This is a genomic window from Verminephrobacter aporrectodeae subsp. tuberculatae At4, from assembly GCF_000193225.1.
In the GTDB taxonomy this organism is placed as follows: Bacteria; Pseudomonadota; Gammaproteobacteria; order Burkholderiales; family Burkholderiaceae_C; genus Acidovorax; species Acidovorax aporrectodeae.
Map to the genome: position 1 here is coordinate 1 of NZ_AFAL01000355.1, position 13,365 is coordinate 13,365.

The window sequence follows — 13,365 nt, forward strand, 5'->3', positions numbered from 1 at the left end:
CCCTGCTGGCCAAGGCCGGAGTGCCCAAGGGTTTCAAGGTGACGATAGACACACGCACCATCGAGCCGGAGCAGGGAATCGTCGAGGCCTTCCAGCAAACCGCCCGGCGCGCCGGCGTCGAGATCGAAATCATTCCGGGCGACGGCAAGCAGGTGCTCACCCGGTACCGCGCCCGCAAACACGATATGTTCCTCAGCCCGTGGGGCGTGGACTACTGGGATCCGCACTCGAACGCCGACGCCTTCGCGCGCAATCTCGACAACGCCGACGATGCCAAGTTCAAGTCGCTGGCCTGGCGCAATGCCTGGGCCATTCCCGAGTTGAGCAAAAAGACCGACGCCGCCGTGCTCGAGCGCGATGCCGAAAAGCGCAAGGCCATGTACGAGGAGTTGCAGGCCGAATTCCGCAGAACCAGCCCCTTCATCGTGCTCTACCAGCAGATCGAAGTGGCCGCGCTGCGCAGCAACGTGGACGGCCTGCAACTGGGTCCTTCGTTTGACACCACCTATATGTTCAAAGTATCCAAGCGGTGACGGCGGCTTTGGCAATGCCTGACCCCCTGACCGTCGGCCAAGACCCTGTGGGCTTGGTGCCAGCGCAGCAGGCCGCCGCGCGCCCGGCGGGCCGGCGGCTGTGGAATGCCCTGGGGTCTGCGTGGCGTTTCCTGGTGGCGATTGTGCTCACGTACCTGGGCCTGCTCGCGGTCACGTTCTTCATTGGCCGGGTGATCCCGGTCGATCCGGTGTTGGCCGTGGTGGGCGACAGGGCGCCCGCGCACGTCATCGAACGGACGCGCGAAGAGATGGGCCTGGACAAGCCGTTGCCGCAGCAGTTCTATCTTTATTTGGGCAAGGTGCTGCAGGGCGACTTTGGCACCTCGGTGCTGACCTCCAACCCGGTGATGCAGGACATGCGCCGCGCCTTCCCGGCCACGCTGGAACTGGCCAGCCTGGGAATCCTGATCGGCGTCGGGCTGGGCGTGCCGCTGGGCGTGTGGGCGGCGGTGCGGCGTGGCCGGCTGGTGGACCAGGTGGTGCGGGTCATCGGCCTGGTGGGGTATTCGGTGCCGATTTTCTGGCTTGGCCTGATGGCCCTGCTGGTGTTTTATGCGCGGCTCGGCTGGGTGGCCGGGCCGGGCCGCATCGACATCGTGTACGAATACACGCTGGTGTCGGTGACCGGCCTGTTGCTGCTCGACACCGCGCTCGCGGGCGAATGGCAGGCCTTTGCCAACGCGCTGTCGCATCTGATCCTGCCGGCCTCGCTGCTGGGTTATTTTTCGCTGGCCTACATCAGCCGCATGACCCGCTCCTTCATGCTCCATGAACTGGCCCAGGAATACGTGGTGACCGCCCGTGCCAAGGGCCTGTCGCAGGCCCGCATCATTTGGTGCCATGCGCTGCGCAATGCCATGGTGCCGCTGGTGACGGTGATTGCGCTGTCCTACGCCGGTCTGCTGGAAGGCTCGGTGCTGACCGAAACCGTGTTTTCCTGGCCGGGCCTGGGGCTGTACATCACCCACTCGCTGCAAAACGCCGACATGAATGCGGTGCTCGGCGGGACCACCGTCGTCGGTGCGATTTTTGTCGGCCTGAACCTGCTGTCCGACCTGCTCTACAAACTGCTGGACCCAAGGACACGCGCGCGATGAACGACACCATGCCTGCCCGGCGGGAGACCTTGCACGATTGGCTGATGTCGGACCGGCCGCTGTCGCGCCGACAGGCGTCGCTCGGGCGCGCGTACAACGGCTGCCGCATTTTCTTGCGCAACCGCCTGGCCTTGCTCGGGCTGCTGATCGTGCTCGCGCTCATCGTGCTGGCCCTTGCGGCCGACCTGTTGGCGCCTTATTCGGCCTACACCGGCGACCTGCGCAGCACGCGCCTGCTGCCGCCGTCCTGGGCGCACTGGTTTGGCACCGACGACCAGGGTCGCGACATTTTGTCGCGCACCATCCACGGCGCGCGCATCACGCTGCTCATGGTGGTGCTGGTCGCCGTGCTGGCCGCGCCCATCGGGCTGGTGGTGGGCACGGTGGCGGGCTACGCGGGCGGTCTGGTGGACGCCGCGCTGATGCGCATCACGGATATTTTTCTGGCGTTTCCGCGCCTCATCCTGGCGCTGGCCTTCGTGGCCGCTCTGGGGCCGGGAATCGGGAACGCGGTGATTGCCATTGCCATGACCTCTTGGCCGCCCTATGCGCGGCTGGCCCGCGCCGAGACGCTGACGATACGCCAAGCCGACTATATTGCCGCGGTCCGATTGCTGGGCGCGTCGCCCTGGCGCATCGTGCTCAGGCACATCATGCCGCTGTGCGTTTCGTCGGTGCTCGTGCGCGTCACGCTGGACATGGCCGGAATCATCCTCACGGCCGCGGGCCTGGGTTTTCTGGGTCTTGGCGCGCAGCCGCCCATGCCCGAGTGGGGCGCCATGATCGCCAATGGCCGGCTGTACGTGCTCGACCAGTGGTGGGTCGCGGCGGCGCCGGGCGCGGCGATTTTCATGGTCAGCCTGGCCTTCAATTTTCTGGGCGACGGCCTGCGCGACGCGCTCGACCCCAAGGCCAGCAGATGACCGGCGCCGTGCCCCCTCTTTTGGTGGTGGACGATCTGCGCGTGGCCTTTCCCGGGCGCGACGGCGGCGTGACGCAGGCCGTGCGCGGCGTGTCCTTCACGCTGGGCCGCGAACGCCTGGGGATCGTGGGCGAGTCGGGGTCGGGCAAATCCCAGACCGGCCGCGCGATCGTCGGCCTCACGGCGCCAGAGGGCCGCGTCAGCGCCAAACGGCTGGAATTCAGCGGCGTGGACCTGCTCCATTGCCCGCCCCGGCAGCGGCGCGCGCTGCGCGGCGGGCGCATCGCCATGGTGCTGCAAGACCCGAAGTTCTCGCTCAACCCGGTCATGACCATTGGTGCGCAGATTGTCGAGACGCTGCGCGCCCACAGCCGGGTTTCGGCCCGCGAGGCCAGGGTGCGCGCGCTCGCGGCCCTGGAATCGGTGCGCATCGACGACCCCGCCCGCGTCTACGCGCTGTACCCGCACGAAGTCTCGGGAGGCATGGGCCAGCGCGCCATGATTGCCATGATGCTGATTGCCGACCCCGACCTGCTGATTGCCGACGAACCGACTTCTGCGCTCGACGTCACGGTGCAGTTGCAGCTGCTGTCCATCCTGGACGCGCTGGTGACCGAGCGCGGCATGGGCCTGATCCTGGTGTCGCACGATTTGCGGCTGGTGTCTTCGTTTTGCGACCGCATCCTGGTGATGTACGCCGGCCGCGTGCTCGAAGAGCTGCCCGCCGGCGGGCTGGCCCATGCCCGGCACCCTTACACGCGCGGCCTGATGGCCTGCCTGCCGCAGTTGGGCGCGTCCACGCACCCGCTGGCCACGCTTGAGCGCCAGCCGGAGTGGGCGCTATGAACGTCCAGCGCGCGCCAAGCCTCGACGTCAGCCAGCTGCGCGTTGTCTACGACGGCTTCGTCGCGGTGGCCGGCGCGACATTTCGCGTCGAGCCCGGGGAGAGTTTTGGCATCGTGGGCGAATCGGGCTCCGGCAAATCGACGGTGCTGCGCGCCATCTGCGGGCTGGCACCCCGGGTCTCGGGCACGGTGCGGCTCGGCGGCGATGCTGGCGCAGCAAACGGCAAGACCTTTCGCCGACGGGTGCAGATGGTGTTTCAGGACCCCTATGCCTCGCTGCACCCGCGGCAGACGGTAGACCGCATCCTGGCCGAGCCGCTGGCCATCCACGGCGTCACCGGTGCCGAGGCACGCATTCAACGGGCGCTGGACGAGGTCGGTCTCGGCACCGGGTTCCGCTTTCGCTACCCGCACCAGCTGTCGGGCGGGCAAAGGCAGCGCGTTGCGATTGCCCGGGCGCTGATTCTGGAGCCACAGATTTTGCTGCTCGACGAGCCCACCTCGGCGCTCGACGCCTCGGTGCAGGCCGAGGTGCTGAACCTGCTGGAAGCACTGCGCCGCCGCCGCGGTCTGGGCTTCGTCATGGTCAGCCACGACCTGGCGGTGGTCACCCACCTGTGCGAGCGCCTCATGGTCATGCAGCGCGGCCAGACGGTGGAGTTGCTCTCGGCCGCCGACCTGGCCAGCGGCCGTGTCAGCCAACCCTACACCGCAAGCCTGATGCGGGCATCGGCCGGCTTTCAGCGCACGGTTTGATTTCTGCCGGACGGAGCACAAGTCCATGACGATTCACTGGGAAGCCCACGCCTGCCTGCCGCTGCACCCGCGGGCGGATTTCTCGCCGCTCGACAGCCTGCGCGCCGCCGGCGTGCACTACGTGTCGGTGAACGTCGGAATGGACATGAATCCGGTCGCGCAGATCCTGTCCGTGCTCGCGGGCTTTCGCGCGCGCATCGCGGCGCGGCCCGAGCGCTTGCGGCTGGTGGCCAGCGTCGCGGAAATCCGCGCAGCCGCTGCCGCCGGCGTGCTCGCCGTGGGTTTTGACCTGGAAGGCGCGCTGCCGCTGCTGGAGCAGCCCGACATGGTGGCGCTGTACCGCGACCTGGGTGTGCGCCAGATCCACTTTGCCTACAACCGCAACAACAGCGTGGCCGACGGCTGTCACGACGCGCAGCGCGGCCTCACGCCGCTGGGGCGGCGCATGGTCAGGGCCGTGAACGAGGCCGGCCTGCTGATGGACTGCGCGCACACCGGCAGGCGTTGCAGCCTGGACATCATGGCGGCGTCCGCCAAACCCGTGGTCTTCAGCCACGCGAACCCGCTGGCGCTGGTGGAACATGGCCGCAACGTCAGCGACGAGCAGATTCGCGCCTGCGCCGCCACCGGCGGCGTGGTCTGCATCTCCGGCGTCTCGGCCTTTCTCGGTACCCGCACACCGGGCGCGGGCGACGTGGCGCGCCATGCGGCGCACGTGGCGAACCTCGTCGGTGCGCAGCACGTGGGCATCGGGCTGGACATCGGCTTTCGCCAGAACGAGCTCAACGACGACCCGCCGGGCGATCACGACCCCGACTACTGGTGGCCCAGGGCAGCGGGCTACAACCGCGCCGTCGAGCGCATGCGCTACACGCCGGTGGAAACCTGGCAGGTCTTGTCTGGCGCGCTGCAGGAAGTCGGCATGAGCGCTGCCGAAGCGGCCGCGGTCATGGGCGGCAATATGCTGCGCGTGGCGGGGCAGGTCTGGTAGCCGCCCATCATGCACCCGCCCCCTGCGCGTGGGCGATCTTTGGGTGGACAATCGCTCCCCGGACGCCCCCCGCCAGCGCGCGCCGCAGCGCCTTGGCGGATGCAACACTTTGAAGGAAACCGATCACCATGTCTTCCACGCTGGCCCCCGCCACCGCACAAACCGTGCAACTGCATCGCCGCGCCGCTGCACCCGCGGCGCCAGGTCCCTGGTCGGTGGCCGCCGTTCAGGCCTTGCTGGACCAGCCCCTGCTGGACTTGCTCCATGAAGCGCAGACCGTGCACCGCCGGCATTGGCCGGCAGGCGACATCGAACTGGCCACGCTGCTGTCGGTCAAAACCGGCGGCTGCCCCGAGAACTGCGGCTACTGCCCGCAGGCGGCCGGGTTCGACACCGGCGTCAGGGCCGAGAAGCTCATGGAGCCGGACGCCGTGCTGCGCGCCGCCCAGGCCGCCAAGGACGCTGGCGCCACGCGCTTCTGCATGGGCGCCGCCTGGCGCGCACCGAAGGACCGCGACATCGAAAAGGTCAGCGCCCTGATCGGCGCCGTCAAGGGCCTGGGCCTGCAAACCTGCGCCACGCTGGGCATGCTCGAAGCGCACCAGGCGCGGGCGCTCAGGGACGCGGGGCTGGACTACTACAACCACAACCTGGATACCGCCCCTGAATACTACGGCGACGTGGTCAGCACCCGGGCCTACCAGGATCGGCTGGACACGCTGCAGCATGTGCGCGATGCGGGACTCAGCGTGTGCTGCGGCGGCATCGTCGGCATGGGCGAGGCGCCGGTGCACCGCGCGGGCCTGATCGCTCAGTTGGCGAACCTGCAACCCTACCCCGAGTCCGTGCCCATCAACAGCTTGGTGCGCGTGCCCGGCACGCCGCTGGCCGACAGCGAGCCCATCGACCCCTTCGACTTCGTGCGCATCATCGCCGTGGCCCGGATCACCATGCCCCGGGCCCGCGTGCGCCTGTCCGCCGGCCGCCAGCAGCTGGGCGAAGCCGTGCAGGCGCTGTGCTTTCTGGCCGGCGCGAACTCGATCTTCTACGGCGACAAACTGTTGGTGACCGGCAACCCCGACGTGGACGCCGACCAGCGCCTCCTGGCCAAGCTGGGCCTGAACGGCCAGCGCCCGTCCGCCCCCGGCGCGGCGCCTGCCGGCCGCGCATGATGCGCAGGCAGGCAATGGCCGGGTGGGCCGCTTTTTGCTCTTCGGAACACCATCCATCGGATTCAATAGAATGCGAGGCTTCGTTCAACCCTTATCTGCATATCAAGGGGCGCGGGGTTCACGATGCGGGATATTCTGACGCCATGCACACGCGATCCACAGCCCACCCCCAAGTTGTCCCGGGTTTCCACCCGTAAACTGTGAATAAATTGTGCATAAATTCCTGTTGCCCCCTGGCAACTTCCTCTGGATCCGCTGGCTCAGGCTTTTCCCGGCGCCCTTTTTGTCTACAATGAAGACCCAGCTATCGCAGTTGCCAATGATTGTTGGTTCAGGGCGCGTCGTCATTTGACGCGCCCTTTTTCTTGTGAGTCACTGTGCCAATTCAATCACTTGCCGCTTCCCGTTGATGAATCACATCAGAAATTTCTCCATCATTGCGCACATCGACCATGGCAAGTCAACGCTTGCCGACCGCTTGATTCAGCGCTGCGGAGGGCTCGCCGACCGCGAGATGGAGGCCCAGGTCCTGGACTCGATGGACATCGAAAAAGAGCGGGGGATAACCATCAAGGCGCAGACCGCTGCGTTGCAGTACCAGGCCCGGGACGGGCAGGTCTACCACCTGAATCTGATCGACACGCCGGGGCACGTGGACTTTTCGTACGAAGTGAGCCGTTCCCTGTCGGCGTGCGAGGGCGCATTGCTCGTGGTGGATGCCTCGCAGGGCGTGGAGGCACAGACCGTCGCCAACTGCTACACGGCATTGGACCTGGGGGTCGAGGTGCTCGCCGTGCTCAACAAGATGGATCTGCCGCAGGCGGATCCCGAGAATGCAAAGGCCGAGATCGAGGACGTGATCGGCATCGACGCGGGCGATGCCATTCCTTGCTCCGCCAAGACCGGCATGGGGATCGACGACATCCTGGAGGCCATCGTCGCCAAGGTGCCCGCGCCCCGTGGCAGGCCGCAGGCGCCTTTGCGCGCCATGATCATCGACAGCTGGTTTGACAGCTACGTCGGCGTCGTGATGCTCGTGCGGGTGGTGGACGGCCGTTTGCTCAAGGGCGAGCGCATCAAGCTGATGGCCAGCGGCGCGGTGTACGAGGCCGACAACCTGGGGGTGTTCACCCCCGCGAACGCGCCGCGCGACGTGCTCGACGCCGGTCAGGTGGGCTACGTCATCGCGGGCATCAAGGAACTGCAGGCCGCGCGGGTCGGCGACACGATCACGCTGGAGAAGAAACTGCCGAACAACGCCGGCCCTGCGGCGCAAGCGCTGCCCGGATTCAAGAAAATCCAGCCGCAGGTCTTTGCCGGGCTCTACCCCACCGAGGCCAGCGAATACGACGCGCTGCGCGATGCACTGGAGAAGCTCAAGCTCAACGACGCCTCGCTGCACTACGAGCCGGAAGTGAGCCAGGCGCTCGGCTTCGGTTTCCGCTGCGGTTTCCTGGGCCTGCTGCATATGGAAATCGTGCAGGAACGCCTGGAGCGTGAGTTCGACCAGAACCTGATCACGACCGCCCCCAGCGTGGTCTATCAAGTGCTCAAGGGCGACGGTGAAACCATCATGGTCGAGAACCCCTCCAAAATGCCCGACCAGGGGCGGGTGGAGGAAATACGCGAGCCCATCGTGACGGTGCATCTGTACATGCCGCAGGACTGCGTCGGCCCGGTGATGACCTTGGCGAATCAAAAGCGCGGCGTGCAGATCAATATGGCGTACCACGGTCGCCAGGTGATGCTCACGTATGAGATGCCGCTCGGCGAGATCGTGCTCGACTTCTTCGACCGGCTCAAGTCGGTATCGCGCGGCTATGCGTCCATGGACTACGAGTTCAAGGAGTACCGCTGCTCCGACGTGGTGAAGGTCGACATTTTGCTCAATGGCGACAAGGTGGACGCGCTGTCCATCATCGTGCACCGCTCGCAGTCGCAGTACCGCGGCCGCGCCGTGGTCGCCAAGATGCGGGAAATCATCAGCCGCCAGATGTACGACGTGGCCATACAGGCGGCCATTGGCGCGAACATCATTGCGCGGGAAACCATCAAGGCCTTGCGCAAGAACGTGCTGGCAAAATGCTACGGGGGCGACATCACGCGCAAGCGCAAGCTTCTCGAGAAGCAGAAAGCCGGCAAGAAACGCATGAAACAGATCGGATCGGTTGAAGTCCCCCAGGAGGCGTTCCTGGCCATTTTGCAGGTACAAGATTGATGCGCTTCATGGAAATTTTCACATCCCTGGTTCTGGTCGCGTTTGCCGGTTATGCGGGGGCTTGGTATTTTGGCTCCATAGAAGGCAATTTTGCTTTGCTGCTGTTTTTTGCCACCGTGGTCACGGGCGCGTACTGGCTGGCAGAGCGGTTTTATTTTCTGCTGCGCCGGCGCCGCGCGGCACAGGCCATCGAGGACGGGGCGCTGCAGCGCCGCGCAGAACTCGATCGCCTGGGCATCCGGCAAGTCGATGGGGACGTGCAGGAGGCCAAGGCCCGGATTCTCATGCAGCCCTGGTGGCTGGACTGGACGGCGGGCCTGTTTCCCGTGATCGCCACGGTGTTCTTTCTGCGCTCGTTCCTTTTCGAGCCGTTCAAGATTCCCTCCGGCTCCATGATTCCGACCCTGCAGGCGGGCGACCTGATCCTGGTGAACAAGTTCACCTACGGCGTGCGCCTGCCCGTGATCCACACCCGGATCATCGAGGGCAACCCGCCTGCGCGTGGCGACGTGATGGTGTTCCGCTATCCGCCGCAGCCGAGCGTGGATTACATCAAGCGGGTCGTGGGGGTCCCCGGGGACGAGGTGGCCTACTTCGACAAGCGCCTCACGGTCAACGGCCAGGCCATCGAGACGAAGGCGCTGCCCGACTTCCTGGAGGAAGACTCGATGCGCTACTTCAAGCAGTTTGAAGAGACCTTGGGAGAGCGCCCCCATCGCCTGCTGCAAAATCCCGACGTGCCCGCCTTCGTGCAGGGCGCGAGCAACTTTGCTTACCGTGAAAACTGCCGCTACAGCGTCGAAGGTGTCGTGTGCAAGGTTCCGCCAGGGCATTACTTCATGATGGGCGACAACCGGGACAACTCGCTGGACTCGCGCTTCTGGGGCTTTGTGCCCGAGGGCAACATCGTCGGCAAGGCATTCTTCGTCTGGATGAATTTTGGTAATCTCGGACGCATCGGCGCATTTCATTGAGAACGGGGAGGTGGGTCATGGAGGTCATGAAGATGCATCGCACGGCAAGCCGCTCGCGTCAGCGCGGCCTGTCTTTTCCGGGGCTGGTCTTTCTGGCCGTCCTGGCCCTGATGGCTCTGGCCATCGTCGTTCGGTCGGTTCCCATCTTCCTGGAGTACGCCTCAGCGAAAAAGGCGATCCAAAAAGCAAAGGATGGAATCAGCGTCGCCGATGCGCGCGAGACCTTCGATCGCGCTGCCGCGATCGGTGACGTGCACTCCATCAAGGGCTCCGACCTCGAGGTCAGCAAACAGGGCGACAAGATCGCGGTGTCGTTCAAGTATTCGCGCGAGATTCACTTGTTCGGCCCGGCGTACCTCACGTACCGCTTCGAAGCGCAGACCGAGTAGGTGTGTCAGCCGCCCTCCTGGCGCTGCAGGAGCGCCTGCAGCATGTTTTCTCCGATCCGCGCCTGCTCGAGCGCGCGATCACGCACCGCAGCTTTTCTGCGGACAACAACGAGCGGCTGGAGTTTCTCGGCGACGCCGTCCTGAATCTGGCCGTGGCCAGCCTGCTGTACCAGCGGCTGCCGTCGCTGCCCGAAGGCGATCTCTCGCGCATGCGCGCCAATTTGGTCAAGCAGGACAGCCTGCACCAGCTGGCGCTGCGTCTGCGGCTCTCCGAGGCCCTGCGCCTCGGGGAGGGCGAGTCCCCCCGCGCCGGTAGCGCGCGACGTCCTTCCCCCTCCATCTTGGCAGATGCACTCGAGGCGCTGATCGGCGCGGTCTACCTGGACGCGGGCTACGCCGGCGCGCAGGCCCTGGTGCACCGCCTGTTCGAGGGGGTGGAGATGAATCCTCTGCAGGACGCGGACGCGAAAACCGCATTGCAGGAGTGGCTCCAGGGCCGCAAAATGCGGCTGCCGCAGTACCGGGTGGTCGCAACGCTGGGCGCGGCGCATAGCCAGACCTTCGACGTCGAGTGCGCCATTGCCGAACTGGGCCTGACCGAACGCGGCATCGGCGCTTCCCGCCGGGCCGGCGAGCAGGCGGCTGCGGGCGCCATGCTGGCCACATTGAAAGCAGGAAACCACCTATGAATGACGCTGCCGACGAAGGCGCAAGCGCTGCGGAAGGTCCAGGCGACGACCCCGACGCCATGCGCGCCGCCGACTTGCCCGCCCAGCGCTGCGGCGTGATCGCCATCGTGGGCAAGCCCAACGTGGGCAAGTCCACGCTGCTCAACGCCCTGGTGGGCGAGAAGATCAGCATCACCTCGCGCAAGGCGCAGACCACGCGCCACCGCATCACGGGAATCCGCACGCGCGCGCAGACGCAGTTCATCTTTGTCGACACGCCGGGTTTTCAGACCCGGCATGCGGGCGCGCTGAACAAATCGCTGAACAAGACCGTGCTGGGCGCCATTGGCGACGTGGACCTGATCCTGTTCGCGGTCGAGGCCGGCAACTTCACGCTCGCCGACGCCCGGGTCCTCTCGCTGCTCAAGCCCGAAATTCCGGCGCTGCTCGTGGCAAACAAGCTCGACCTGGTGCAGCGGCGCGCCGACCTGGCGCCCTGGCTCAAGGGCATGCAGGAGCGGCACCCGTTTGCCGAGTTCGTTCCCATGTCGGCCAAGAACAAGGGCGACGTCGAGCGCCTCTTCGGCATCTGCGCCAAGTACCTTCCCGAGCAGGCGTGGTGGTACGCCGAGGACGAGCTCACTGACCGCAGCGAACGCTTTCTGGCCGGCGAGACGGTGCGCGAGAAGCTGTTCCGCTTCACCGGCGACGAACTGCCCTACAGCTCGACGGTGCTCGTCGACAAGTTCGAGGAACAGGCGAGCCGGCAGTACCGGCGCCTGGTGAAAATCGCTGCCAGCATCGTGGTCGAACGCGACAGCCACAAGATGATGGTCATCGGCGAAAAAGGCGAGCGCCTCAAGCGCATAGGCACCGAGGCGCGCCAGGAACTGGAAAAGCGGATGGACGCCAAGGTCTTCCTGGAGCTCTGGGTCAAGGTGCGCTCCGGCTGGGCGGACGACGCCGCGCGCGTGCGCGCGTTCGGCTACGAATGAGCCGCGCTTGAGCCCCGCACGCCCCCCGTCCTGCCCTGCGCCGCTGCGGGTTTGATTCCTCATGGCTGCCGCCGCGCGCATTGCCGATGAACCCGCTTTCGTGCTGCACAGCCACGACTGGAGCGAGTCCAGCCTGATCCTGGAAACCTTCTGCCGCCACCGGGGGCGTGTCGTCCTCGTGGCCAAGGGCGAAAAAGCCCTGTTCCAACTTTCGCCCGGTGCTGCTGCCGCTGCAACCCTTGGCGCTGACCTACACCCTGGCCGGCGACGGCAGCGCGGAGATCCACACCCTCAAAGGCGCGGAATGGCTCGGCGGCCATGTGCTGCCCACGGGCGATGCCCTGCTTTCGGGCCTGTACATGAACGAGCTGCTGCTGCGCCTGCTCGCCCGCGACGACCCGCACCCGGCGCTGTTCGACGCTTACGCAGGCGTGGTGCGCGTGCTCGCCAGCGAACACGGCGACGCGCTGGAGCCCGTTCTGCGCAGCTTTGAACTGCTGCTGCTGCGCGCGATCGGATTGCTGCCCAGTCTGGCGGTCCAGACCATGGCGGCCGCACCGCTGCACGCCGACCAGCGGTACACGCTGGAGCCCGAGGGCGGCCTGCGCGCCGCATCCGCCGCCGACCGCGCCGGACTGCCCGGCCACCAGTGGCAGGCGCTGCAACGCGCGCTCGACGACAGCGCCAGCCCCGGCGCCGCACTGCGCGCCTGCGCACCGGTCTGCGCAGAACTCAAACCCCAGCTGCGCGTCCTGCTGCAATACCATTGCGGCAGCCCCATGCTGCGCACCCGCCAACTCATGCTTGACCTGCAAGCCCTATGAACAATCCCTCCCCCCACGCCGCGCGCAGCGCACCGCCTTGTCGGTCAACGTGAACAAGGTGGCGCTGCTGCGCAATACGCGCCACCTGGGAATTCCCGACGTCAGGCACGCCGCGCGGCTGTGCCTGGGGGCCGGCGCCCAGGGAATCACGGTGCACCCGCGGCCCGATGAACGGCACATCCGCAGCCAGGACGTGTCCGAACTGGCGGCGCTGATGCAGGCTTGGCCCGACCGCGAATACAACATCGAAGGCAATCCGGCGCAGAACCTGATGGGCTTCATCCGCGAGCTGCGCCCGCACCAGGCGACCTTCGTTCCCGACAGCGAGGACCAGTTCACCAGCGACCATGGATGGCGTTTTCCGCAGGACGCCGAGCGCCTGGCGCCGTGGATAGCCGAATGCCGGGCGCTGGGCGTGCGCGTGAGCCTGTTCATGGACCCGGACCCGGCGCAGATGGCCGCCGCCCGGGCCGTGGGCGCGGACCGCGTGGAGCTCTACACCGAGCCCTACGCCGCCGCCTGGGGCAGCCCGCGGCAGCCCAGCGAACTGCTGCGCTACCGCGACGCGGCGCAGGCCGCGCGGGACGCGGGCCTGGGCGTGAACGCGGGACACGACCTGAACCGCGACAACCTCGCAGCCTTTGTGCGCGCGGTCCCCGGCCTGCTCGAGGTATCCATTGGCCATGCGCTGATTGCCGACGCGCTGGAACTGGGCTACGGCGCGACGGTGCAGGCGTATCTGGACTGCATCGCCGCGGGCGCTGCCGGCGCCTGAGAAAACGGATTTGCTGACCGCCACCCGTGCGTTGCAGCCCCAACCGGCGACGGCGCATGCTCTCCATGCCGCGATGATTTGCAACACCATGACCCAACACGCCCCCCTGATCCTCGACATAGCAGGAAAAGAGCTCAACGCGGACGATAGACGCCGCCTGGCCCACCCGCTGACCGCAGGCGTCA

13 protein-coding genes and 1 pseudogene are annotated in these 13,365 nt (G+C 66.6%); all 14 read left to right on the forward strand.

The features are described from left to right. A partial coding sequence (locus VTU_RS26485) for an ABC transporter substrate-binding protein (RefSeq protein WP_040892490.1) occupies positions 1-533 on the forward strand: 533 nt, incomplete at its 5' end. A 14-nt stretch (positions 534-547) separates the two neighbouring features. After that, entirely contained in the window at positions 548-1,651 is a 1,104-nt protein-coding gene (locus tag VTU_RS0107670; RefSeq protein ID WP_081479753.1) for an ABC transporter permease, read from the forward strand. Then, the gene (locus VTU_RS0107675) at positions 1,648-2,574 is read left to right on the forward strand and encodes an ABC transporter permease (protein WP_010102936.1); all 927 of its coding nucleotides are present in this window, start codon (positions 1,648-1,650) and stop codon (positions 2,572-2,574) included. Before VTU_RS0107670 ends, VTU_RS0107675 begins: the two co-directional genes overlap by 4 nt. Next, positions 2,571-3,419, forward strand: coding sequence for an ABC transporter ATP-binding protein (locus VTU_RS0107680; protein ID WP_010102938.1), 849 nt, complete (start codon positions 2,571-2,573; stop codon positions 3,417-3,419). The genes VTU_RS0107675 and VTU_RS0107680 overlap by 4 nt, the downstream gene beginning before the upstream one ends. After that, positions 3,416-4,174, forward strand: coding sequence for an ABC transporter ATP-binding protein (locus VTU_RS0107685; RefSeq protein ID WP_010102940.1), 759 nt, complete (start codon positions 3,416-3,418; stop codon positions 4,172-4,174). The genes VTU_RS0107680 and VTU_RS0107685 overlap by 4 nt, the downstream gene beginning before the upstream one ends. Positions 4,175-4,199: 25 nt before the next feature. Continuing rightward, positions 4,200-5,165: a dipeptidase gene (locus tag VTU_RS0107690; protein ID WP_010102942.1), complete on the forward strand. Its 966-nt coding sequence runs from the start codon at positions 4,200-4,202 to the stop codon at positions 5,163-5,165. A 128-nt stretch (positions 5,166-5,293) separates the two neighbouring features. Then, positions 5,294-6,337 (forward strand): biotin synthase BioB, encoded by a 1,044-nt coding sequence (bioB, locus tag VTU_RS0107695; protein WP_010102946.1) that lies wholly within the window; start codon positions 5,294-5,296, stop codon positions 6,335-6,337. 409 nt (positions 6,338-6,746) lie between these two features. Further along, positions 6,747-8,555 (forward strand): translation elongation factor 4, encoded by a 1,809-nt coding sequence (lepA, locus tag VTU_RS0107700; protein WP_010102948.1) that lies wholly within the window; start codon positions 6,747-6,749, stop codon positions 8,553-8,555. After that, the gene (lepB, locus tag VTU_RS0107705; protein WP_010102950.1) at positions 8,555-9,529 is read left to right on the forward strand and encodes a signal peptidase I; all 975 of its coding nucleotides are present in this window, start codon (positions 8,555-8,557) and stop codon (positions 9,527-9,529) included. Before lepA ends, lepB begins: the two co-directional genes overlap by 1 nt. Positions 9,530-9,555: 26 nt before the next feature. Next, a complete protein-coding gene (locus tag VTU_RS0107710; RefSeq protein ID WP_029554191.1) occupies positions 9,556-9,918 on the forward strand; it encodes a DUF4845 domain-containing protein in 363 nt (120 codons plus the stop codon). 2 nt (positions 9,919-9,920) lie between these two features. Next, a complete protein-coding gene (gene rnc, locus VTU_RS0107715) occupies positions 9,921-10,607 on the forward strand; it encodes a ribonuclease III (RefSeq protein WP_010102953.1) in 687 nt (228 codons plus the stop codon). Then, positions 10,604-11,581 carry a GTPase Era gene (gene era / locus VTU_RS0107720; protein ID WP_010102954.1) on the forward strand — a complete coding sequence of 326 codons (978 nt, stop codon included), beginning with the start codon at positions 10,604-10,606 and terminating at the stop codon, positions 11,579-11,581. The genes rnc and era overlap by 4 nt, the downstream gene beginning before the upstream one ends. A gap of 61 nt (positions 11,582-11,642) precedes the next feature. After that, positions 11,643-12,405: pseudogene (gene recO / locus VTU_RS26490) on the forward strand (DNA repair protein RecO). After that, positions 12,386-13,180, forward strand: coding sequence for a pyridoxine 5'-phosphate synthase (locus VTU_RS0107730; protein WP_050809456.1), 795 nt, complete (start codon positions 12,386-12,388; stop codon positions 13,178-13,180). Before recO ends, VTU_RS0107730 begins: the two are co-directional and overlap by 20 nt. The last annotated feature ends 185 nt before the right edge of the window (positions 13,181-13,365 follow it).